General features: G+C 76.2%; 20 protein-coding genes, 2 tRNA genes and 1 other RNA gene. 7 read left to right on the top strand and 16 right to left on the bottom strand.

Annotated features, from left to right (window positions below):
- Positions 1 to 274: 274 nt before the first annotated feature.
- The 6 genes from recR to JKP75_RS01155 form a co-directional block, all read right to left on the bottom strand.
- Positions 275 to 874 carry a recombination mediator RecR gene (gene recR, locus JKP75_RS01180; protein WP_200489508.1) on the bottom strand — a complete coding sequence of 200 codons (600 nt, stop codon included), beginning with the start codon at positions 872 to 874 and terminating at the stop codon, positions 275 to 277.
- A gap of 66 nt (positions 875 to 940) precedes the next feature.
- Positions 941 to 1,288 carry a YbaB/EbfC family nucleoid-associated protein gene (locus tag JKP75_RS01175; protein WP_200489509.1) on the bottom strand — a complete coding sequence of 116 codons (348 nt, stop codon included), beginning with the start codon at positions 1,286 to 1,288 and terminating at the stop codon, positions 941 to 943.
- A 74-nt stretch (positions 1,289 to 1,362) separates the two neighbouring features.
- Entirely contained in the window at positions 1,363 to 3,627 is a 2,265-nt protein-coding gene (locus JKP75_RS01170; protein WP_200492694.1) for a DNA polymerase III subunit gamma and tau, read from the bottom strand.
- 76 nt (positions 3,628 to 3,703) lie between these two features.
- Positions 3,704 to 3,799, bottom strand: an RNA gene (gene ffs, locus JKP75_RS01165) — signal recognition particle sRNA small type.
- Between the two features lie 82 nt (positions 3,800 to 3,881).
- Positions 3,882 to 3,966 (bottom strand) — tRNA-Ser (locus JKP75_RS01160).
- 16 nt (positions 3,967 to 3,982) lie between these two features.
- Positions 3,983 to 5,989 (bottom strand): hypothetical protein, encoded by a 2,007-nt coding sequence (locus JKP75_RS01155; protein WP_200489511.1) that lies wholly within the window; start codon positions 5,987 to 5,989, stop codon positions 3,983 to 3,985.
- A gap of 206 nt (positions 5,990 to 6,195) precedes the next feature.
- On the opposite strand from JKP75_RS01155, the gene JKP75_RS01150 reads away from it, so the two are divergent.
- Genes JKP75_RS01150 through JKP75_RS01140 form a run of 3 tightly spaced genes read left to right on the top strand, consistent with a single transcriptional unit; the run spans position 6,196 to position 8,213 of the window.
- A complete protein-coding gene (locus JKP75_RS01150; RefSeq protein WP_200489512.1) occupies positions 6,196 to 6,543 on the top strand; it encodes a hypothetical protein in 348 nt (115 codons plus the stop codon).
- A 25-nt stretch (positions 6,544 to 6,568) separates the two neighbouring features.
- Entirely contained in the window at positions 6,569 to 7,384 is an 816-nt protein-coding gene (locus tag JKP75_RS01145; RefSeq protein WP_200492693.1) for a serine/threonine-protein kinase, read from the top strand.
- The gene (locus JKP75_RS01140; protein WP_200492692.1) at positions 7,335 to 8,213 is read left to right on the top strand and encodes a hypothetical protein; all 879 of its coding nucleotides are present in this window, start codon (positions 7,335 to 7,337) and stop codon (positions 8,211 to 8,213) included. Before JKP75_RS01145 ends, JKP75_RS01140 begins: the two co-directional genes overlap by 50 nt.
- 96 nt (positions 8,214 to 8,309) lie before the next feature.
- Here the strand turns inward: JKP75_RS01140 and JKP75_RS01135 are convergent.
- The 4 genes from JKP75_RS01135 to JKP75_RS20005 all read right to left on the bottom strand — a co-directional run bounded on the left by JKP75_RS01135 (position 8,310) and on the right by JKP75_RS20005 (position 10,784).
- Positions 8,310 to 8,395, bottom strand: a tRNA-Ser gene (locus JKP75_RS01135).
- Between the two features lie 10 nt (positions 8,396 to 8,405).
- The gene (locus JKP75_RS01130) at positions 8,406 to 8,870 is read right to left on the bottom strand and encodes a nucleoside deaminase (protein ID WP_309229403.1); all 465 of its coding nucleotides are present in this window, start codon (positions 8,868 to 8,870) and stop codon (positions 8,406 to 8,408) included.
- Between the two features lie 82 nt (positions 8,871 to 8,952).
- Positions 8,953 to 9,618, bottom strand: coding sequence for an HAD-IA family hydrolase (locus tag JKP75_RS01125; RefSeq protein WP_200489514.1), 666 nt, complete (start codon positions 9,616 to 9,618; stop codon positions 8,953 to 8,955).
- A complete protein-coding gene (locus JKP75_RS20005) occupies positions 9,615 to 10,784 on the bottom strand; it encodes a class I SAM-dependent methyltransferase (RefSeq protein ID WP_242472725.1) in 1,170 nt (389 codons plus the stop codon). Before JKP75_RS20005 ends, JKP75_RS01125 begins: the two co-directional genes overlap by 4 nt.
- Positions 10,785 to 10,795: 11 nt before the next feature.
- On the opposite strand from JKP75_RS20005, the gene JKP75_RS01110 reads away from it, so the two are divergent.
- Entirely contained in the window at positions 10,796 to 11,746 is a 951-nt protein-coding gene (locus JKP75_RS01110) for a prephenate dehydrogenase/arogenate dehydrogenase family protein (RefSeq protein WP_200489517.1), read from the top strand.
- Between the two features lie 37 nt (positions 11,747 to 11,783).
- Positions 11,784 to 12,017, top strand: coding sequence for a DUF2630 family protein (locus tag JKP75_RS01105; RefSeq protein ID WP_200489518.1), 234 nt, complete (start codon positions 11,784 to 11,786; stop codon positions 12,015 to 12,017).
- Between the two features lie 13 nt (positions 12,018 to 12,030).
- On the opposite strand, the gene JKP75_RS01100 is transcribed toward JKP75_RS01105, so the two are convergent.
- On the bottom strand, positions 12,031 to 13,248 hold the full coding sequence (locus JKP75_RS01100) for a CdaR family transcriptional regulator (protein WP_200489519.1): 1,218 nt from the start codon (positions 13,246 to 13,248) through the stop codon (positions 12,031 to 12,033).
- Positions 13,249 to 13,525: 277 nt separating this feature from the next.
- On the opposite strand from JKP75_RS01100, the gene JKP75_RS01095 reads away from it, so the two are divergent.
- Complete coding sequence (locus JKP75_RS01095; protein ID WP_200489520.1) at positions 13,526 to 14,512, top strand: UDP-glucuronic acid decarboxylase family protein; 987 nt, start codon at positions 13,526 to 13,528, stop codon at positions 14,510 to 14,512.
- Between the two features lie 98 nt (positions 14,513 to 14,610).
- Entirely contained in the window at positions 14,611 to 16,254 is a 1,644-nt protein-coding gene (locus JKP75_RS01090) for a VWA domain-containing protein (RefSeq protein ID WP_200489521.1), read from the top strand.
- Positions 16,255 to 16,363: 109 nt separating this feature from the next.
- On the opposite strand, the gene JKP75_RS01085 is transcribed toward JKP75_RS01090, so the two are convergent.
- From JKP75_RS01085 to JKP75_RS20000, 5 genes are all read right to left on the bottom strand, one after another.
- Positions 16,364 to 17,272, bottom strand: a complete 909-nt coding sequence (locus tag JKP75_RS01085; RefSeq protein ID WP_309229402.1) for a glycosyltransferase family 9 protein — start codon at positions 17,270 to 17,272, stop codon at positions 16,364 to 16,366.
- Between the two features lie 83 nt (positions 17,273 to 17,355).
- Positions 17,356 to 18,735: a D-glycero-beta-D-manno-heptose 1-phosphate adenylyltransferase gene (gene rfaE2 / locus JKP75_RS01080; RefSeq protein WP_200489523.1), complete on the bottom strand. Its 1,380-nt coding sequence runs from the start codon at positions 18,733 to 18,735 to the stop codon at positions 17,356 to 17,358.
- Entirely contained in the window at positions 18,732 to 19,412 is a 681-nt protein-coding gene (locus tag JKP75_RS01075; RefSeq protein ID WP_200489524.1) for an SIS domain-containing protein, read from the bottom strand. Before JKP75_RS01075 ends, rfaE2 begins: the two co-directional genes overlap by 4 nt.
- Positions 19,409 to 20,611, bottom strand: a complete 1,203-nt coding sequence (locus JKP75_RS01070) for a glycosyltransferase (protein WP_309229401.1) — start codon at positions 20,609 to 20,611, stop codon at positions 19,409 to 19,411. Before JKP75_RS01070 ends, JKP75_RS01075 begins: the two co-directional genes overlap by 4 nt.
- Entirely contained in the window at positions 20,608 to 22,635 is a 2,028-nt protein-coding gene (locus JKP75_RS20000; RefSeq protein ID WP_309229400.1) for a glycosyltransferase family 9 protein, read from the bottom strand. Before JKP75_RS20000 ends, JKP75_RS01070 begins: the two co-directional genes overlap by 4 nt.
- Between the last annotated feature and the right edge of the window lie 19 nt (positions 22,636 to 22,654).

Here is a 22,654-nt window from a genome sequence, read left to right as displayed (position 1 = left end):
ACGAGCCGCAGCTACAGGCGGCTGGCCGTGCGCATGAGGTCGATGGCACGCCGACGCGTCAGCACCCCACCTCCCACCACGGGTCGAGTCTCCCCCGTCCCGGCGGTTTCCGACCACGGACCGTGCCGGATGTGAGCGACCCCTCACCCCTCCCGGATGTGAGCCACCCCCGACCCGTGCCGTTGTCCTCCCCGGACACCCCCTCGGGACTTTCGGTACCGAAAGTCCCCCACCTCCCCGGACTTTCGGTACCGAAAGTCCCTGTGCGGTGCGGTCAGGCGGTGATGGTGCGGCGGCCCTCGAAAGCGCGGCCGAGGGTGACCTCGTCGGCGTACTCCAGGTCGCCGCCGACCGGCAGCCCGCTGGCCAGCCGGCTCACCGTCAGGCCGAGCGGGCCGACGAGCCGGGCCAGGTAGGCCGCGGTCGCCTCGCCCTCCAGGTTCGGGTCGGTGGCGATGATCAGCTCGGTGACGCCGCTGTTCATCAGCCTGGTCATGAGCTCCTTGACCCGCAGGTCGTCGGGGCCGACGCCGTCGATCGGGCTGATCGCTCCGCCGAGCACGTGGTAGCGGCCGCGGAACTCGCGGGTGCGCTCGATGGCGACGACGTCCTTGGGCTCCTCGACGACGCAGATGACGTCCTCGGAGCGGCGCGGGTCGCGGCAGATGCGGCACTGCTCGGCCTCGGCGACGTTGTAGCAGGTGACGCAGAAGCGGACCTCGGCCTGCACGCGGGTGAGCGCGGCCACCAGCCGGCCGACGTCGGCGGACTCCGACGCCAGCAGGTGGAAGGCGATCCGCTGCGCGCTCTTGGGCCCGACGCCGGGGAGGCGGCCGAGCTCGTCGATGAGGTCCTGGACGGCACCCTCGTACACGGTGTTCCTCGTTCCCTGGGCGATCTGGAGGGGCAACCGGTCAGGCGCGCTGCCCGGGTCGGGCGGTCAGAAGCCGGGCAGGCCCAGCCCGCCGCCGGGGCCGCCGAGCCCACCGGCCAGCGGGCCCATCGCGTCGGCGGCCAGCTCGTCGACGGCGCGCTTGGCGTCGCGGACGGCGGCGACGACGAGGTCCTGCAGCGTCTCGACGTCGGCCGGGTCGACCGCCGACGGGTCGATGGTGAGCGCGGTCAGCTCGCCGGCGCCGGTCATGGTGGCCGAGACGAGACCGCCGCCGGCGGTGCCGGTCACCTCGCGCGACGCGAGTTCCTCCTGCGCGGCGACCAGCTGCTGCTGCATCTGCTGCGCCTGCTTCATCAGCTGCGCCAGGTCGGGCTGGCCACCTCCGGGGAACATGCTCCGAGAGTAGGCCGCGGATACGACCGGGAGCGGCTCGGCCGGGACGGCTGGTGTCGGCGGGGCGACCGGGCTCAGGAGTCGATCGGGCGGGCGCCGAGCTGCGCCTTGAGCAGCTGGAGGGCGGCCTGCTCGGGGTCGACGGCGGGCTCGCGCTCGCCCTCGGGCAGCGACGCCTCGGCCGCCCGCTCGGCCATGAGCTCGCGGGCCTCCGCGGCCTCCGCGGCGCGGGCCGCCGCGCGGGCGTCCTCGCGGCTGGCCCCCGGGCCGGCGGCCGTCGCGCCCTCGACGACGACCTGCACCTTCCAGCGGACGCCGAGCAGCTCCTGCAGCGAGGCGCGGATGACGTCCTTGTTGAGGTCGTCGCCGAGCATCTTCGCCAGCGCCGGCGAGGTCGCGGCCAGCGTGAGCACCCCGTTGGCGAGGTCGTGCACCTGGGCGCTCTTGAGCAGCGCCTCGGTGGTGCGCTTGTGCCCGCGGACGACCTTGAGCAGCTCGGGCCACACCCGCCGGACGTCGCTGGTGTTCAGCGTGCCGTCGGACTCCGGCGGGTTCGCCGACACCACGGGGGTCGGCTCGCCGCCGCGCGGCACCGGTGAGGACTCGGCGGCGGGACGCGGCGCGGTCTCCGACCGGGGCTCCTCCACCCGCTCGGCGGCGGCGCGGACGGCCTCGGGCCGGGCCGGGTGCGGCCAGTCCTCGTCGTCGGTGGGCTCGGGGGGCAGCGGGATGTCGGGCTCGCCAGCGGCCACCCGCGGACGGCTCGGCTCGGGCGCGCGCTCGGCGGCGGGCGCCGGGGACGACGGGGCCGGGGACGGCGGGGCCGGCGTCGCAGCCGGGGCCGCCGCGGCGGGTGCGGAGCGGCGGGCCGAGCCGGGCTGCACCGTCTCCGGCCAGTCGTCGGTGGCCGCGGCCGCGGGCGGTCGGGCGGCCGGCTGCTGGGCGGCGGGCGGCTGGGCGGCGGCCTCGCGGCGCTGCGACGGGCGGACGTACGCCGGCGCGGCGGCCGGCTGCTCGCGGACCGGCTCGGCCGCGCGGGCGGGCTCGGGTGCCCTGGTGGGCTCGGGCGCCCGGGTGGGCTCGGGCGCGCGAGCCGGTGCCGGGCGGGACTCGGCGGCCCGCGCGGGCTCGGGCGCGGCTACCGCTCCCCCGCCCACCCGGCCGGCGTGCTCGCCGGCGATCGACATCCGCCGCTCGAGGCGCTCGAGCCGCTGCAGGGTGGCCACGGCCGAGCCGTCGGTGCCGGGCAGCAGCATGCGGGCGCAGACCAGCTCGAGCAGCAGCCGCGGCGCCGTCGTCCCCCGCATCTCGGTGAGGCCCTCGTGCACGGTGTCGGCCATGCGCGACAGCGTCGCGGAGCCCAGCGCCTGCGCCTGAGCGCTCATGAGGTCCACCCGGTCGGACGGGGAGTCGAGCAGCCCGTTGCCGCCGGCGTCGGGCACCGCGTCCAGCACGATCAGGTCGCGCAGCCGGTCCAGCAGGTCGGTGGCGAACCGGCGCGGGTCGTGCCCGGCCTCGACCACGCGGTCGACGGCGCGGAACACCCCGGCGGCGTCGTGCGCGGCGAGGGCGTCGATGGTCTCGTCGAGCAGCGCGTCGTCGGTGACCCCGAGCAGGCCGACGGCGCTGCGGTAGGTCACGCCCTCGGGCCCCGCACCCGCCAGGAGCTGGTCGAGGATGGACAGCGAGTCGCGGACCGAACCGCCACCGGCGCGCACGACCAGCGGGAACACGGTGGGCTCGACGGTGACGCCCTCGGCCTCGCAGGTCTTCTCCAGCAGGCCGCGCAGCGTGGTCGGCGGGACGAGCCGGAACGGGTAGTGGTGCGTGCGCGACCGGATGGTCGGCAGCACCTTGTCCGGCTCCGTCGTCGCGAAGACGAAGACGAGGAACTCCGGCGGCTCCTCGACCACCTTCAGCAGGGCGTTGAAGCCCTGCGTGGTGACCATGTGCGCCTCGTCGACGATGTAGACCTTGTACCGGCTGCTCACCGGGGCGAAGAAGGCCCGCTCGCGCAGGTCGCGGGCGTCGTCCACACCACCGTGGCTGGCCGCGTCGATCTCGATGACGTCGAGCGAGCCGGGGCCGTCGGGGGCCAGGGCGACGCAGGAGGCGCAGACCCCGCACGGGGTGGACGTCGGGCCCTGCTCGCAGTTCAGCGAGCGCGCCAGGATGCGCGCCGAGGACGTCTTGCCGCAGCCGCGCGGACCGCTGAACAGGTAGGCGTGGTTGATCCGGCCGCCGTCGACCGCGTTCACCAGCGGCGCGGTCACGTGCTCCTGGCCGACCACCTCGGCGAACGTCGCCGGGCGGTACTTCCGGTACAGAGCCAGGGCCACGGAGGCAGGTTACGCGGAGGCGGGGACACTCCCGGAGCAGCCGGGTGGAACCGGTCCGCGGAGCGGCCCGGGGAAAGAAAAGGACCCCCCGCGCACCCGCCAGAGCCCGCTTATCCTTGCTGCCTTCCGGCCCTGGGGAGGTTCACAGGGTGACGCCACACGAGGGGTCGGGCTCCACTGTAGAGCACGGCCGCGACCACCCCCGGACGCAGGCGGGCCCGCCGCGTCCTGGTGGACGGGCGGGCCCGGTGCTGCGGAGGATGGGAGATTCGAACTCCCGAGGGTTTTATCCCAACCCGCTTTCCAAGCGAGCGCCATAGGCCACTAGGCGAATCCTCCAACTGCGGAGCCGATCCTACCGGGCGCCCCCGGCACCGCTGCCACGGCTCTCGACGACGAGCACCGAATCGGCCGCACCGAGGTCCACCACCTCGCTCTTGGCGGGGTTCAGCCGCACCTCCCCGGTCGCGCCGACGCGGTAGCCGAGCACCGACTGCCCGCGGGACGCCCCGGCCGCCACGACCGCGCCGAAGGGCACGGGCTCCCGGCCGACGTAGCGGCGCGCCGGGTGGAACCCGAGCCGCGCACCCTCGGGGTCGAAGAGCTCCACGAAGACCTGGGCCAGCTCCGTGCGCTCCGAGAGCTGGGCCAGCACGAGGCTGGTCACCTCGTCGCTGACGATCCAGTCGTCCACCCCGCCGGCCCGCACCAGCTCGACGTCGTCGCGCTCGAGCACCTCGGCGACGATCCGGACCGCCCGCTCACCGCCGGCCGGCCAGGCCCGCCGCAGCGCGAGCAGGGTGAGCAGGGTGCGGGCGTCGCCGTCGGCGGCCGCGACGGCGTCGCGGTAGCTGAGCACGATGCCCTGGTCGTAGTCGCCGTCCTGCACCAGCGCGGCGAGCTCCTCGGGCCCGGCGCTGGTCGGGTGCACGCGGACCTCGGTGTGCTGCAGATCCTGGACCAGCACGTCCCCCGGGTCGACCAGCGCTGGGTCGACGACGACGTCGACGACGGTGCCGGGGACGGCGAACTGGTCGAACTCGCGCACCACCTTCGCGCCGAGCTGGCTCCAGCCGACGATGAGCAGCCGCTTGGGCAGCGGGACCTCGTCCGCCAGCAGCTCGGCCTCGGGCACCGGCCAGGTGGTGGTCCCGGTGCAGCGGAACGTGGAGTCGTCCTCCGCGACGGCGATGACCTGGTCGCCGTCGCCGAGGACCGTCGCGGCCGGCGGGTTGAGCAGGATGCGGCCGTCGGCCCGGGCCAGCCCGAGGACGGCGCAGGCGTCGAACGCGGTCAGCACCTCGGCGTAGGTGCGGCCGGTGAGCTCGTCGAAGGGGGCGAAGTAGATCTCGTCGCCGTCGAAGTCGATGAGGTCGCGGAGCACCTGCGACAGGCCGCTCTGCCGGCAGGACTGCGCGGTGATCTCGGCGATCACGTGGTCGGAGTTGACCGTGACCACCCGCCCGTCGGTGAGCGCGGCGAGGCTCGCGGCGTACGTGGGGTCGGAGATCTCGGCGACCACCCGCGGGCCGGCGAACTCCGGGTCGAGCGTCTTGAGGGCGAGCACGGCGCGGATCGCGTCGGCGTCGCCGTTCCCGGCGCTCATCACGATCACCGAGCGCGCACCGAGGACGTCGACCATCTCCAGGTCCGCGACCGAGGCCGGCGAGCCGGAGCGGCAGACCAGCCGGGTCGTGCCGGTGTCGCCGACGGCGGCCGCCAGCGCGTCCTCCATCACGGTCTTGTCCTCCGCGCCGAGGACGACCACGGCCGCGCGCCGCTCGCTGGCGTTGGCGACGACCAGCTCCGACACGATCGCGGCGATCCGCGGCGACCAGCCGAGGACGACGGTGTGCCCGGACTCGAGGACCTGGCTGCGCCCCTTGCGCAGGCCCTCGATCCGCTGGTCGACGGCGTTGGCGATCAACCCGATCAGGCTGCCGGCGATGAAGATGCCGGCGAGGGTGACCAGGAAGGACAGCAGCCGCATCGGCCAGCTGCTGTCGCCTGCGAACGTGCCGGCGTCGACGACGCGCAGCATCGCCTGCCAGATGCCCTCCGCGGGGTTCGCCACCGGCCCCTCGCCGTTGACACCGTCGAGCCCGAAGCCCCAGAACGCCAGGCCGGCGACGACGAAGATCGCCAGGGTCAGCAGCGCCAGCCAGCCGATCACGACGCCGGCACCGCGGGCGAGGGCGTTGTCGAACCGGTAGCGCAGCCGCTGGCCGGGGGTCGGCGTGCGCGCCGGCCGGGACGCGCGCCGCACCGGCGCGCCGGTGGCCGGCGTCGCCATGCGGGTGCGGCGGCTGACCGCCTTGCCCGGCCGCGTCGCCCGTGTCGTGGTGGTCCTGATCTCGCCCATGCCCGCTCCCGCCCGGAGCCGCGGCTGCCGGCGCCGGACCGCCGGCCGGTCAGGCGGCCGGCGACAGGTTAGGGGCTCAGACCCGGAACGACGCGGTTCCCGGGCCGCCCGGGTGGTTGAGTGTCGCGACCTGCGGGCATCCCCGCACGCAACGATCGGGTGGCCCCGGAGAACGCGCCGCGCGGCGACCGGAGGAGGAGACGGACATGAGCGAGGACACGCAGGTGCGGCCCGACGTCGTCGAGGCGATCGTCGGCGTCCTCAAGGGCGGCGACGCCGCCGCCCTGCCGGAGGGCGCGACCGCCGCGGAGAAGGCCGCGGCCAAGGACTCCTACCTGTCGGACTTCGTCGCCGACCGGCAGAAGCGCGACCGCCAGTCGCAGGCCTGGGAGCTGCTGGTGACCCGCAGCTACGACGAGCCCCCGACGTGGGCGCAGATCTTCGACGACCTCGACCCGGCGGTGCACGCCGAGCTCGGCGCCCTCTTCGACGCCCTCCCCGCGGGGGCCCGCGACGAGTACGTGCGCCGGTACGGGGAGCCCACGGGCGCCTGACCACGCGGTCGACCCCGACACCCCCATGTCCACATCCCTCACCACGCCCGGCCGGCTGGTCGCCGGGCGCTACCGGCTGCAGTCGCAGATCGGCGGCGGCGGCATGGGCGCGGTCTGGCTGGCCCTCGACGAACTGCTGGGCCGGCAGGTCGCGGTCAAGCAGGTGCTCGTCTCCGAGAGCGACCCGGTGCTGGCCGAGCAGCAGCGGCAGCGCGCCCTGCGCGAGGGCCGGATCGCCGCCCGGCTGAGCCACCCGCACGCGATCTCGGTGTACGACGTCGCCCAGGAGGGCGAGGTCCCGTGGCTGGTCATGGAGTACCTGCCCTCGCGCAGCCTCGCCGAGGTGGTCAGCGCCGACGGCGTGCTGCGGGTGGACCAGGTGGCGCAGATCGGCGCCCAGGTCGCCGACGCGCTCGCCGCCACGCACGCCGCCGGCATCGTGCACCGCGACGTGAAGCCGGCGAACGTCCTCATCGGCCGGGGCGAGCGGATCGAGGGCCTGGTCAAGATCACCGACTTCGGGATCTCGCACGCCCACGGCGACGTCACGCTCACCCAGACCGGCCAGATCACCGGGACGCCGGCCTTCCTGGCCCCCGAGGTCGCGCAGGGCGCCGAGATGGGCGAGGCCAGCGACGTCTTCTCGCTGGGCGCGACGCTGTACACCTGCCTGGAGGGCCAGCCCGCCCTTCGGCATGGAGGACAACGCGCTGGCGATGCTGCACAAGGTGGCCGGCGGCTCGATCCGGCCGCCGGTACGGGCCGGCTCGCTCTCCGGTCCCCTCACCCGCATGCTCGCGGCCGATCCCGCCGAGCGGCCCACCATGGCCGAGGTGCGTGACGAGCTCGCCCGGCTGGCCGCCGGCCGCAGCGGCGACACCACGACGGTGCTGCTGGCGCGCACCGACCTGCGCCCGGCCGGCGGTCGGCCGCGCACCGAGGTCCTCCCCGTCGCAGCGGCCGCCGGTGCGGACGACGCGACCGCCGAGCCCGCCCCCGCCACGCCTCCCCCGGCCGCGGCTGCCCCGGCCGCGGCTGCCCCCGCGGCCGCCCGGCCCCGGGTCACACCGGCCCCTGCCCGCCGCGGCCGCCGGGCCGCGTGGCTCGCCGCCGCGCTGGTCGCCCTGGTGATCGTCGGGCTGGTCGGCTTCCTGCTCCTCCGCCCGGACGGCGACGACGGCGACCCGCAGGCGGGAAGCACGCCGTCGTCGTCCGCCGCGCCGTCCTCCGAGGCGACGTCCTCGGCCGCGCCGTCCTCCGAGGCGCCGTCCTCCGAGGCGCCGTCCACCGGATCGGCGGACGGCGACGGCACGACCGGAGGCGCCGCCGGCGGCGGCGACCAGCCCGCCGACGAGGGGGCGCCCACCGCGGGCGACCCGGCCGCGGCGACGCGGGCCTTCTTCGCCCTCGTCCCCGGCGACCTGGCGGCGGCGCACCGGCTCACCAGCCCGTCGTTCCAGGAGGAGTTCCCGCTGGAGCGGTTCGCCGGCTTCTGGGACGACTTCTCGGCCGTGCAGATCAGCGACGTGCAGGCCGACGGCGACGACCGCGCGACGGTCGACATCACCTACGTGCGGCCCGACGGCTCCCGCGAGACCGAGCAGCACGAGCTGCGCTTCGTGGCCGGCGCGGACGGCCGGCTGCTGCTGGACCGGGACGAGGCCCGGTAGGGCGTCATCGGCCCCGAGCGGCCCCGGCCCGGCCCCGACCGGCCCCGGAAAGCGGCGACGGCGGCGCCCCCGTGAGGAGACGCCGCCGTCGGACTGCGGTGGCGGTGGGATTTGAACCCACGGAGGCTGTGAACCTCACACGCTTTCGAGGCGTGCTCCTTCGGCCGCTCGGACACGCCACCGCCGAAGAGACTACAGGCCCCTCTGCGCGCGGAAGAACGCACGTAGCAGCGTGGCGGACTCCTCGGCCCGGATGCCCGCGGTGACCACCGGCCGGTGGTTGAGCCGCCGGTCCCGGACGACGTCCCAGAGCGACCCTGCCGCGCCCGCCTTGGGGTCGTCGGCGGCGTAGACCACGCGGTCGACGCGGGAGAGCACGCTGGCGCCGGCGCACATCGTGCAGGGCTCGAGGGTGACCACGAGCGTGCAGCCGGTCAGCCGCCAGCCGTCGCCGTGCACCCGCGCGGCCGCCCGCAGCGCCAGCACCTCCGCGTGCGCCGTCGGGTCGCCGGTCTTCTCCCGCTCGTTGGCCGCCTCGGCCAGCACCACGCCGTCCGGCCCCAGGACGACGGCCCCGATCGGGGTGTCGCCCCACTCCTGCGCGGCGGCCGCGAGCTCGAGAGCCCGGCCCATGGCCGCGTCGAGGTCGAGCGTCACGCATGCGCTCCGCGCACAGTTGGGTTCTGCCCACCACCGCGGGCAGAACCCAACTGTCCCGGGAACGGATGTGCCGGTCGGCTCACGCGGCCTCGTCCAGCGGGAAACCGACCAGCGCGGACAGCTCGGCGATCGCGACGGCCGGGTCGACGACCTTGATGGTGGAGAAGCCCAGCGCCCGCGCGGGCTTGAGGTTGATGCCCAGGTCGTCGAGGTAGGCGCAGTCGGTCGCCTCGATCCGCCGGCCCACGGCGTCGGAGAGCCGGTCCAGCGCCCGGACGTAGATCTCCGGCTCGGGCTTGCGGATGCCCTCGATCGAGGACTCCACGATGACGTCGAACAGGTCCAGGATGTCGTCCATCCGGCCGCCGCGCTCCATCGGCGAGACGTTGTTCGACACCATGCCCAGCGGCAGGCCCGCCGCGCGCAGCCGGCGGATCGCCTCGACCATGGCGGGCCGCACCTCGCCCCGCAGCGCGGCCAGCACGCGGCTCGCGTCCAGCGTGTGCCCCAGAGCCGCCGCCTCGGCCTCGAACGCCGCGGAGAACCCGGCCACGTCGAGCTCGTTGCGCTCGAAGCGCGCCCAGGCGTTGGTGTCGGGGTCGGTGGAGTTCAGCTGCCGGATCAGCCCGTCCGGGAGACCCGCCTCCCGCTCGTAGGCGGCGAAGGCGATCATCGGGCTCTCGGTGATCACCCCGCCGAGGTCGAAGACCACCGCCGAGACGGTGCCGGCCGCCGGAGCGCTCACGCGGTCACCGCCGCGGCCAGCTCGTCGGCGAACCCGAGGCGGGCGGCGATCCGTTCCACCATCTCCTCGGCCCACAGGTCATCCGCTGTCACGATCGTCCTCAGCTCCTCCGCGGGCAGCCCGTCGTCGGCGAACACGTCCATGTCGCCACCGGGCCAGCCGCTCTCGTCGTCGTCGAAGGCGCCGTCGGTGTCGACGCCGATCCCGTACCGCTCCACCACCTCGGCGGCGAGCACCCATTCGAGCATCGTCGCGTCGGAGATGAGCGCGCGGACCATGCCCTCGGGTCCGTGCCGCAGGACGACGAAGTACAGCCGCGAGTCGACCACGACGACGAACGGCGGCGGCCAGGCGGCGCGGTCGAACTCGCCCAGCGCGCGCTCCAGCACCGGCAGCTCGTCGCCGGCGTCGTCGGCCAGCAGCTCCACCCGCCAGCGGGCGCCCTCCCGCGCGACCCGCACGGCGAAGCTGCCCGAGGCCGTCGGCCCGCCCTCGAGCGCGCTCACCGCTTGCGCAGCAGGGTCAGGCCGTCGGCCAGCGGCAGCAGCGCGGTCTCCCAGCGCGGGTCCGCGGCCAGGGCGGCGTTGAGCGCGGCGAGCGCGCCGTCGTTCCTCGTCCTGCGGCTCCAGCACCCGGCCGCCGCGCAGCGTGTTGTCCAGCAGCACGACGCCGTTCGGGTGCAGCCGCGGGTGCAGCTCCTCGACGTAGGCGGCGTAGCCGGTCTTGTCGGCGTCGACGAACGCCAGGTCGAAGGCCGGCTCGGCGGGCAGCGACCGCAGCGCGGGCAGCGCGTCGCCCAGCCGCAGCTCGATCCGGTCGGCCACCCCGGCGCGCTCCCAGTACCGGCGCGCCACCGCCGTGACCTCGGGATCGCGGTCGAGGCAGAGCAGCATTCCGCCGGCCGGCAGCCCGCGGGCGATGCACAGCGCGGAGAGCCCGGTGAACGTGCCGATCTCGATCGCGGTGCGCGCGCCGAGCGCCGTCGTCAGCAGTTGCATGAGCACGCCCTGCTCGGGGGCGATCTGCATCGTCGCCGACACCTCGCCGCGGCCGGCGAGCTCCGCGGTCTCGCGCACGAGATCGGCCGCGACGTCGTCGAGGGGGTCCGAGGAGGCGCGCACGTAGTCGGCGAGCCGTGGCGTGAGGAGGAACGACCTGGGGGTCATAGCCTCTGATCATGGCCGATGCCGCAGGTTCCGGGACCGCTCCGCCCGGGACGCCGTCGTTCCCGGTGCCCACGATGCCCGCACCGCCGGTCTCCGTGGTGGGGCTGGGGCAGCTGGGCGGCTCGCTGGCCGCGGCGCTGGTCGCCGCCGGTCGCGCCGTCTCCGGCTGGGACGTCGACCCCGCCGCGCGCGACGCCGCGGCCGCCCGCGGGGTGACGATCTCCCAGCAGGTCTCCGGTGTCGTCGTCCTGGCGGTGCCGCTGCCCGCCATGGCGACGGCGCTGGACGGGCTCGCCGTCGACCCAGACGCCACCGTCACCGACCTCGGCTCGGTGAAGACCCCCGTGCTCGAAGCGCTCACCCCGGCGCTCGGACGACGGTTCGTGGGCGGGCACCCCATGTGCGGCACCGAGCGCTCCGGCCACACCGCCGTCGACCCCGCGCTCTTCGCCGGCCGGCGCTGGGCGCTGTGCCTGGAGCCGGACACCGACCTCGCGCGGTGGCTGCGGGTGGCCGAGGTCGCGCTCGCCGTCGGCGCGGAGGTCGTGCCCGCGACGGCCGCCGAGCACGACGCCGCGGTCGCCGCGATCAGCCACGTGCCGCACCTGCTCGCCGCCGCCCTGGCCACCGCGGCCGCGGAGGCCGGCCCGCTCGCCCTCGCGCTGGCCGCCGGCAGCTTCGGCTCCGGCACCCGGGTCATCGGCAGCGACCCGGCGTTCGTCACCGCGATGGTCGAGGGCAACGCCGGCCCGACCGGGGCGGCGCTGGACCGGGTGCGCGCCGAGCTCGCCCGCCCGTGGCCGGAGCTGGTGGCCGCCGGGCACGCCGTCGTCACCCGGGAGACCGGGCGCCGGTCGGTGCGGATGCCGCTCGAGCGGGCCGCGCTGCTGGCGCTGGGCCGGGCCGGGGGCGCGGTCACCGGGCGGCTGGCGGCGTTCCTCGAGGGCTGGGTGCCCGCCTGACCGTTTCGGTCCGCCGTGGAGGGGCAGGCACCCGGGCATGGACGAGACCGACATCCTCAGCCGCATCCACGCGCTCGTCGACGAGGAGCACCGGCTCCGGGACAGCACCGAGCACACCGACGAGACGCGGGCCCGGATGACCAAGCTCGAGGCCGACCTGGACCAGCTGTGGGACCTGCTCCGGCAGCGCCGGGCCAAGCGCCAGTACGACGAGAACCCCGACGAGGCGGAGCTCCGCCCCGAGCCGCAGGTGGAGAACTACCTGCAGTGAGCCCCCGGGCGGGCTAGGCCGACCGAGCGGCCGGCCGCCCGTGCTGCGCGCCCAGCAGGGCGAGCTGCCACTGCAGGCGCGCGCGCGGGTCGGCGACGGTGCGGCCGGTGACCTGCTCGATCCGCCGCAGCCGATGCATGACCGTGTTCCGGTGGCAGTACAGCTCGTCGGCCGCCCGGGTCGGCGAGCCGTCCGAGGCGAGGAACGCGGCGAGCGTGTCCAGCAGCACGTCGCGCTCGTCCTGCGGCAGCGCGAGCAGCCCGCCCAGCGTCTGCCCGACCAGCCGCGAGCTGATCTCCGGTGAGTTGCTCAGCAGCGCCTCGGGCAGCCGCTCGTCGATGGTGACGACGCGGCGGGTGCCGCGCGGCAGCGTGCGGGCGGCCGTCTCGGCCAGCCGGTAGGCCGAGCTCACCATCGCGGCGCCGTCGACCGGCGCGGAGACCCCGACCGGGCCGGTGGTCAGCGCCTGCAACCGGGCCCGGACCTCGTTGGCGCCGAGCGCGCCGAGGGCGATCACGCCGACCTGCGCGCCCGACCGGGTGCCCCACACCGAGCGGACGCCGTGGCGCAGCAGCTCGGGCCCGACGCCGTCGAGCCCCGGCTCGTCGTCCTCGGCGGGCAGCGCGACGACCGCCATCAGCCGGCCGTCGAGCGGCATGGACAGCAGGTCGGCGGCGGTGCGCACGAACGCGGGGTCGTCGCCGCGGCCGTCGAGCAGCCCGTCGAGCACGCGGCGGCGGGTCTCCTCGTCCACCCCGGCCAGCCGGCGCTGCTCCTCGCGGTAGCCCTCGGCGAGCTCCGCGCACTCGATGTCGTTGGTGCGCCAGACGGTGCCGGCCACCTGCAGCAGCAGCGTGTCGTGCCGGCCGCCGGCCTGGGCCGAGACCGTGAGCAGCGCCTCCCAGGTCACCTGCCCGCCGAGCCGGTAGGCGCGCAGCGCCGCCTCCAGCGGGATGCCCTGCGCGGCGCGGCGGCGGCCGATCTCGCGGGCCGCGTGCAGCGCCGGCCGGTCGGCGACGGGGGCGCCGACGAGCGCGAGCAGGCCGTGCTCGAGGTTGTCGCGGGTCGAGCCGCGCAGCTCCTCGCCGGACGCCTCGATGAGCTCGCGGTAGGACGGCTCGGTGCGCGAGAGCACGTCCATCATCCGGTCGGTCATCGAGTCCAGCTGCTCGAGCAGCATCGGGGCCAGGTCGACCAGACACGACGTGACCTCGGTGTCGAACGCCTGCACTCGAGCTCCTTTTCCGACCGGACGGTTCCGACGTGACGTACAGCACAACACGTCGCCACCATGACTGTGCGGTGAGCCCATTGTGACCCGACGCACGACAGGCCCGGCGCTTTCGGACGTACTCGTGACCTAATCGTCGCCGTCCCCGGCGGCGCTCTCGACGCCGGGTACCCTCCCGACGCCGTCGCGGACGACGCGTGTCACTCCACGCCGGCCGGGTAGGAGTCCGGCCTGCGCGAGCGCCTCGCCGGGCGCCGCGGCGACCGAGGGAGCGGGCATGGCGGAGCCGGTGCGGGCGGCGCGGGACAACCGGCGCGCGGTGGTGACCGGCGGCGCCGGATTCCTCGGCTCGCACCTCTGCGAGCACCTGCTCGACCGCGGCGTCGAGGTCGTGTGCCTCGACAACTTCCTCACCGGCTCGCCCGAGAACGTCGTGCACCTCCTGGAGCGCCCCGGCTTCCGGCTGGTGCGCTGCGACGTCACCGACTACGTGCACGTGCCCGGCCCGGTCGACCTCGTCCTGCACTTCGCCTCGCCGGCCAGCCCGCTGGACTACCTGAGGATGCCGATCGAGACGCTCAAGGTCGGCAGCCTCGGCACGCTGCACACGCTCGGCCTGGCCCGCGAGAAGGGCGCCCGGTACGTCCTGGCCTCGACGTCGGAGGTCTACGGCGACCCGCTGGTGCACCCCCAGCCCGAGGAGTACTGGGGCAACGTCAACCCGGTCGGCCCGCGCGGCGTGTACGACGAGGCGAAGCGGTTCAGCGAGGCCCTGACGACGGCCTACCGCAGCTCCCGCGGGACCGACACCGGGATCGTCCGCATCTTCAACACCTACGGACCGCGGATGCGCGCCGACGACGGCCGGGCCATCCCCGCCTTCGTCGGCCAGGCGCTCGCCGGCCGCCCCCTCACCGTCGCCGGCGACGGCTCGCAGACCCGCTCCATCTGCTACGTCGACGACACCGTCACGGGCATCCTCGCCATGGCCTTCTCCGAGCACCCCGGCCCGGTCAACATCGGCAACCCCGACGAGCTGTCGATGCTGCGGCTGGCCGAGTGGATCGTCGAGCTCACCGGCTCGGACTCACCCGTCGAGTTCATCGACCTGCCCGTCGACGACCCGAAGGTCCGCCGCCCCGACACCACCCGCGCCGAGCAGCTGCTGGGGTGGCGGCCCTCGGTGCCGAGCGAGGTCGGGCTGCGCCGGACCGTGGCCTGGTTCGCCGAGCAGCTGGCCCGGGACGAGGTGCGCGCCGGTTGATCCGGCGGGCCGGGCGGCGGTGCGGCGGCTTCCCACTAGGCTGGCCACCGCGGGCCGGGGGGCCGCGCCCGTCACCGAGTCGATGACAGAGAGCGAGCATGGGCCGCCACGCTGACCCGACCGAGAACCGCCGCCCGTTCCCCACGCTGTGGGTCGCCGCCGCGGGGGCCGTGGTCGTCCTCCTCCTCGCCGGCGGACTCGTGTGGTGGCTGGCCGGGGGCGACGACGAGAGCTGCGCGACGCGCTCCACGGTCGCCGTCACGGTGACCCCCGAGATCGCCGACCTCGTCGACGGGCTCCTCTCCGATCCCGATGCGCTGGGTGCCGACGGCTGCGTCACCGCCGACGTGACCGCCCAGAGCCCGCTGCAGACCGCTGGTGACCTGAGCGCCCTGGACGACGACGCGCTGCCCGACGTCTGGGTGCCCGACTCCTCGATCTGGTTCCCCCGCGCCGGGGACGCCGAGCTCTCCCCCGACTCGTCGCTGGCCACCTCGCCGGTCGTCCTCGGCACCAGCACCGCCGTCGTCGACGCGCAGGGCTGGGCCGACGCGCCGCCGACGTGGGCCGAGGCGCTCACCGGCGACCAGCCGGTCGCCATGCCCGACATCGCCTCCAGCGGCGAGGCGCTGGCCGCCCTCTCCGCGCTCATGACCTCCGCCGGCGACGCCGACGCGGGCGACACCGCCGTCGTCCAGGCCGTGCTGGCCGCCGACCGCGGCGCCGGGGGCGCCTCCAGCGCCCTGGACGCCGCCGCCGGGGGCAGCGCGGACGCCCCGCTGGTGCCCGTCACCGAGCAGGCGGTCTACGCCGCGCGGGCGACCGACGCCGGTTCCGCCCTCACCGCGGTCTACCCCGAGGGCGGCTCGCCGGTGCTCGACTACCCCGTCGTCCGGGTCGGCTCGCCCAGCGGCGACCAGAGCCGGGCCGTCGACTCCGTCGTCGCCGTCCTGACCTCGGCCGACGCGCGGACCGCCGCCGGCGAGGCCGGGTTCCGGGACGCCGACGGCACCGCACCCCCCGCGGCCGGTGAGGAGAGCGGCATCCGCGAGGAGGCCCCGGAGGAGGTGCCGCTGGACCCCGACGAGGTGCAGGCACTGCTCTCCCGGCTGGCCGCGCTGGCCGCGCCCTCCCGGCTGCTGGCCGTCGTCGACGTCTCGGCGTCGATGGAGGCGAACGTGGGCGGCGGCGGCACCCGCGCCACGCTGGCCCGCGACGCCGCCAAGAGCGCGCTGGCGCTCATCCCGGGGCGCTCGGCGCTGGGCCTGTGGGTGTTCGCCCGCGAGCTCGACGGCGGCACCGACTGGCAGGAACTGGTGCCCACCCGCGTGCTCGACACCGAGATCGACGGCCGTACGCAGCGGGAGATCCTCCAGGAGCAGGCGGACTCGTTCCCGACCCGCCTCTCCCCCGGCGGCACCGGGCTCTACGACACGGTGCTGGCCGCCGTCCGCAAGGCCCGCGTCGACTACGACCCGACCGCGGTCAACACCGTCGTGATCATCACCGACGGCACCGACGAGGACGACGGCAGCATCGGCCTGGACGGGCTGCTGCAGACCCTCGCCTCCGAGGCCGACCCCGGCCGCCCGGTGAAGGTCATCGGCATCGCCCTCGGCCCGGACGCCGACCTGAGCGCCCTGCAGTCCATCGGCGAGGCGACCGGCGGTGACGCCTACTCCGCCCTCGACGAGAACGACCTGCAGACGGTGCTCTTCGACGCCCTCCGCCAGCGCGGCTAGGGACTTTCTGTACCGAAAGTCCCGATCAAGCGCGGACTTTCGGTACAGAAAGTCCCGGGGACGAGCGGACTTTCGGTACCGAAAGTCCCCTGGGGAGCAGTCCACGTCCTCACGGGAGGGACTGCACGGCGTTCACCACCTCGTCGACGGTGATCTCCGCCAGCGCGGGGTCGAGCTCGCTGCCCCACGGGTCGCCGCTGCCGCCGTGGACGCCGCCGTGCCAGAGCACCACGTGCTGCGAGCGGTCCGGCGGGCCCCACAGCGCGGGTGACACCGGGCCGAACAGCACCACCGAGGGACGGCGGTAGGCGGTCGCGAGGTGCGCCACCCCGGTGTCGCCGCAGACCACGACCCGCGCCGCGGCGACGACGGCGGCGAGCTCCAGCGACGTCGTCCGCCCGGCCAGCACGGCGTCCGGGCCGAGCCCGGCGGCCTCGGCGACCGCGCGGGCCAGCTCGACCTCGTCGGGGCCGCCGGTGATCCGCACGTCGTGCCCCGCGGCCGCCAGATGGCGGGCGACGGCCGCGAACCGGTCGGCCGGCCAGCGCCGGCTCGGGTAGGCGGCGCCGGGGTGCACGACCGCGACGTCCCGCACCGCCCGCGGCACCCGGGGGACGGCGAGGTCGAGCGCGTCGGGGTCGGCCGCGACGCCCAGCCCCTCGGCGACCAGCCGGCACCAGCGCCGGACCTCGTGCTCGTCGGGGTACCACGTCGGCCCGGGGTAGCCGGGGCTGTCGAAGGTCAGCAGCCGCTCCGGGTGCAGGGCGGCGACGACGACGTGCGAGGCGGGGCCCTTGCCGTGCAGGTCGACGGCGAGCACGGGCGGTGGGCCGGTCCAGTCCAGCGGCTCGAGCTCGCGGGCGGGCAGCACCTCGTCGACGGCGTCGATCAGCCCGGCGAGCGGGCGCAGCGCCTCCGTCGTCGCCAGGACCAGCCGGTGCCCGGGGACCGCGGCCCGAACGGCGCGGATCGCGGGCACCGCGGTGAGCAGGTCCCCCAGCCCGAGCGGCCGCAGCACCACCGCCGTCGGGACTTTCTGTACAGAAAGTCCCACGGGGTCGGGACTTTCTGTACAGGAAGTCCCTGGGGCGGGGTGGTCCATCAGACGCGGGAGCGCTCGACCAGGGCGGTGGTCGAGTGCCCGTCGAGGTAGGGCAGGACGACGGCCTGCCCGCCCCAGCTGCGCAGCACCGCCGCCTCGGGCAGGTCGGCGCCGGCGTAGTCGCCGCCCTTGGCCCACACGTCCGGGCGCAGCCGCTCGAGCACGGCCGAGGGGGTGTCCTCCTCGAACACGACGACGGCGTCGACGAACTCCAGCGCCTCGAGCACGCGGGCCCGGTCGGGCGCGCTGGTGAGCGGTCGCGACGGGCCCTTGAGCCGGCGGACGGAGTCGTCGGAGTTGATGCAGACCACCAGGCAGTCGCCCAGCCCGCGCGCGGCGCGCAGCGTGGCGACGTGCCCGGGGTGCAGCAGGTCGAAGCAGCCCCCCGTGGCGACGACGGTGCCGCCGGCCGCCCGCACCCGCGCGATGACGCCCTCGGCTCCAGGTCGGGCGACGACGACGTCGGGCGTCTCCCGGTCCCACGCCGTGGCGCCGCCGCGGCCCACGAACGCGGAGGCGAACGCGACGGCCGACGCGACGGCCTCCCCGGTGACGGCGCCGTCGGCGAGCGCCAGCGCGGCCGCCGCAGCGAACGAGTCGCCGGCGCCGCAGGGGTCGCCGCCGGTCACCGGCACCGCGGGCACGACCATCGGCGCCCCCGGGCCGTAGGAGAGCAGCGCCCCGCGGGCACCCATGGTCACCGCGACCGCCCCGACCCCCCAGCGCCCGATCAGCACCTCGGCCCGCGCGCCGACGGCGGCCAGCCCCTCGCCGGGCACGTCGGGCACGACGCGGGCGGCCTCGGCGCCGTTGGGTGTGACCAGCCGGACGCCGCGCACCGGGTCGGCGCCGCGCGGGTGCGGGTCCCACACGACCGGCCCGCGGGCGGCGGCCAGCGCGGCGCGCACGTCGGCGGCGGCCGTCGTCCCCCGGCCGTAGTCGGCGAGGAGCACGGCGGCGGCGTCGCGGATGGCGTCGGCGGCCTCGGCCGGCAGCGCGCCCAGCTCGGCCACGGGGGCGCCGCTGTCGAGCCGGGCGACGGAGTGGTCACCCACCCGGATGCGCTGCTTGACCGCGGTGCCCCCGCCGGCCGGGATCGCGATCAGCCGCACCCGCCCGTCGAGCAGCGCCCGCAGCCGGCCGGCGCCCTCGTCGGAGTCCAGCGGGGCGACCAGCACCACCTCGCGGGAGGTCGCGGCCGCGGCGATCACCGCGGCCAACGCGGCCCCGCCGGGGCGCTCGCGGCGCTCGACGTCCTCGACCACCGGCACCGGCGCGTCGGGGGTGAGCCGCGAGGCGCTGCCGACCAGGTCGACGTCGAGCAGCGCGTCGCCGACGACGACCAGCGGCCGGCCGGCCGAGCCCGTGCGCCCGCTCACCGGACCGGGCCCAGCGCCGGGCCCGCCGGCACGCGGGAGGGCTCGGCCAGCACGGCCGCGTCGAAGGCGGCGCAGACCAGGTGCAGCGCGACGAGGTGGCACTCCTGCACCGTCGCCGTCCACGGGCTGTCGATGCAGATCGCGTCGTCGGCCGCGGCGGCCAGGGGGTTCGGGCCCGGACCGGTCATGGCCAGGGTCGTGATGCCGCACGCGCGGGCGCGGCGGGCGGCCGCGACGGCGTTCGGCGAGCGGCCCGACGTCGAGAGCAGCACCAGCACGTCGCCGGGCCGGCCGTGCGCCTCCACCTGGCGGGCGAAGAGCTCGTCGGCCGGGTAGTCGTTGGCGATCGCGGTCAGCGACGAGGTCTCCGCGGTCAGGCAGATCGCCGAGAAGGGCGGCCGGTCGGCCCGGTACCGCCCGACCAGCTCGGCGGTGAGGTGCTGCGCCTGGGCGGCGCTGCCCCCGTTGCCGGCGGCCAGCAGCCGGCCGCGGCCCTCCCCGCACAGCACGCCGGCGAGCAGCCGCCCCCAGTCGTCGAGGACGTCGAGCTGACCGTGCAGCGAGCCGAGCGCGGCGGTCAGCGAGGCGACGTGGTCGGCGCCGGTGAGGTGGGTGCAGGTCGCCGGGTCGGGGACCTCGGCGGCCACGTTCTCGAAGAAGGAGTGCGGGCGGCTCATCGGAGGACCTCCACGAGACGGCGGCCGGTGCGCACCTGCCGGTAGACGGACTCGGTGTCGGCCGCGACGCGGCTCCACCGGTAGCGGTCGCGGGCCCGCGCCACCCCGGCGGCGCCGTAGGCGGTGCGGCGGGCGTCGTCGGCGAGCAGCGCGGCGAGCACCGCGCCGAGCCGCTCCGGGTCCCGCGGGGGCACGAGGTCACCGGTCACGCCGTCGACGACGCTGTCCTGCAGCCCGCCGACGGCGGTGGCCACGACCGCACGGCCGCAGGCCATCGCCTCCAGCGGCGTGATGCCGAACGGCTCGTACCAGGGGACGGCGAGGACCACGTCGGCCGAGCGCACCCACGCGGGGACGTCGGCGCGCGCCACGGAACCGGCGAACACCAGCCGGTCGGCCACCCCGGCCTCGGCGGCGATCGCCCGCAGCCGGCGCACCTCGGGGTCGGCGTCGACCCGGTCGGGCGGCGGGCCGCCCACGACGACCAGCTCGGCGTCGGGCACCGCCCGCAGCGCCCGCACCGCGTCGTCCTGCCCCTTGCGCTCGACCAGCCGCCCGAGGACGAGCAGCCGCCGGCGGCCGGTGCGGGGCGCGACGGGGCCGTCGGGGGTGAAGACGGCGGTGTCCACGCCGCAGGGCACGACCGAGACGCGGTCGGCGCTCAGCCCGAGCCGGCGCAGCTCGAACACCTCGTCGGTGCAGGTCGCGACGACGTGGTCGACCGTGCCGCACAGCGAGCGCTCGAGCGCGATCCGGTTCGGCGGCGACGTGTCGGCGTCGCCCTGGTGGCGGCGCTTGACCGAGCCGAGGGCGTGGAAGGTCTGCACGACCGGGAGGGCACCGGCCGCGGCGACGGATGCCAGGCCGCTCATCCAGAAGTGCGCGTGCACGAGGTCCGGCGGGTGCGCGGCCCACGTGCGCCGCAGGTTCGCGGCGAACTCGGGCATGTGCCGCAGCAGGTCGTCCTTGGGCAGCTCACGGGCCGGCCCGGCGGGCACGTGCACCACCTCGTAGCCGTCCTGCAGGACGACGCGCTCGGGCAGCGCCGCGTCGTCCCGGCGGGTGTGCACCGTGACGTCGTGCCCGCGCTGGGCCAGGCCGGCCGCGAGCGCGGCCACGTGCACGTTCTGCCCGCCGGCGTCGACGCCGCCGATGGCCGCCAGCGGGCTGGCGTGCTCGCTCACCAGGTGGATGTTCACCGGGTCACCTCCGCCAGGAGCTCGTCCCAGTCGCGCAGGAAGCGGCCGAGCCCGTAGCGCTCCAGCGCCGCGGCGCGGGCCGCCTTGCCGGCGAGCCGGGCGGCGTCGTCGTCGTGCAGGAAGGTGCGCACGCCCTCCCACAGCCGCTCGGGCCGGGTGCTGATCAGCCCCGCCCCGGCCGGCACCGCCTCGACCACCTCGGTCGTGGCGAGCGCCACCACCGGCATGCCCAGGTGCATCGCCTCGAGCAGCGAGAGCCCGAGGGAGGTCCAGCGCACCGGGTGCACGTAGACGCGGCGGCGGGCCAGCTCGGCGTGCATGGCGGCCTGCGGCGGGTCGTCGAACAGCGCCACCCGCGCGGGGTCCAGCCCGTACCGCTCGTGCAGCCCGGCCAACCCCATGCCGAAGACGTCGACCGGCGCGACCGCGGCCAGCCCCGGCAGCAGGTCGGCGCCGACGGTCCGGCCGCGGCGCACCGGTTCGTTGGTGACGACGGCCGCGCGGGCGAGCTCGCCGGTCCAGCGCTCGCCGGGGTCGACGATGCCGTGCTCGATCACCGTCGTCGGCGCCCGGCCGTTGTCGTAGAAGAGCCGGTTGAAGTGCGTGACGTGCGCGATCGGGATGTCCGACCGCCCGGCCACCGGGTGCAGGGTGTGGGGAACGGGTGCGGCTCCGTCGTCCAGGCCGGGGGCGTTGTGCTCGAGGAAGACCGCCGGCAGGTCGCGGCCGGGCTCGCGGCCCAGCCACTCGCGGACCAGCTCCAGGTCGCGCACCCGCTGCAGGACGACGACGTCGGGCTGCTCGGCCCGCAGCTGCTCGGGCGTCACCTCCCGCGCCGAGGCCGGCCAGTCCCAGGTGCGGGCGCGGCCGAGCCCGTCCGGCCCGCGCCCCTCGACCACCGGGAGCAGGTACTCGTGGCCGCCCTGGACGAAGGCCGTCGTCCACGAGCCGTGCACGTGCCAGACCAGCACCTTCATGCGTCCACCAGCTTCCCGACGGCCGCGACGACGTCGTCGGCGGTCACGGAGGTCAGGCAGGGGTGGCCGGGCACGGGGCAGACGCGGGCGCGGGTGCCGCGGCAGGGGGCGGACTGGTCGCCGAGCAGCACGGTGGGGCACGCCGTAGGGCGCCCACCGGCTCGCGGGGACGACGGGGGCGAACAGCGAGACCACCGGCGTCCCGACGGCGGCGGCCAGGTGCGCCGGGCCGGTGTTGCCGACGACGACCGCGGCCGCCCCGTCGAGCAGCGCGGCCATCTCCGCCAGCGTCGTCGCACCGCCGAGATCCAGCCCGCGGGTGCCGGCGACGCGCGCGGTCAGCGCGCGCTCGCCGGGCCCGCCGGTGACCACGACCCGGTGCCCGGCGTCCGCGAGCGCCTCAACCGCCTCCGCGCAGCGCTCCGGCGGCCAGGCCCGGGCGGGTACCGACGCCCCCGGGTGCAGGACGACGTACCCCGGCGCCAGGTCCACGAGATCTGCGCACTCGTGGCTTTCCGCGCTGCGGATGCCGCGAGTGTGCAGATCTCGCGGAAGGGTCAGCGGGCGGCGCAGCGCCAGCCGGCCGTCGTCGCCGGGCGGCAGCTCGAACCCGGCGGCGCGGGCCAGCGAGAGGGCCCGCTCGGGCTCGGGCAGGTCGTCGTCGACGGCGTGCCGGACGTCGAGCAGCGAGCCCGGGTAGTCGACGCTGATCGCGGAGATGCGTCGCACGCCGGCGGTGCGCAGCAGCAAGGCCAGGGGCAGCGGCGACTGGTGGAACGAGGTGGAGACGACCGCCTCGTCGGGTGCGAGTCCCCGGATCCGCTCGGTGAGGGCGGCGAGGTCGTCGGCGTCCACCGGGGGCGGGTCGCCGAGGATCCACGGGCAGGCCCACGTCCAGACCTCGTCGACGCCGGGCAGCAGCTCGGCGGCGGCGGCCCCGGCCGGCCCGGCGAGGAACACCACGCGCTCGGCGCCGTGCGCGACGGCACGCACCAGCGGGCCCTGCAGGAGGACGTCGCCGGCGTTGTCCAGCCGGGCGACCAGCACCGTCCGGGGTCCCGGTACC

This window comes from Blastococcus sp. TML/M2B, from assembly GCF_016612865.1.
Taxonomy (GTDB): domain Bacteria; phylum Actinomycetota; class Actinomycetes; order Mycobacteriales; family Geodermatophilaceae; genus Blastococcus.
Note: the sequence above shows the minus strand (reverse complement) of the source record. Positions and strands in the feature narration are given on the sequence as shown.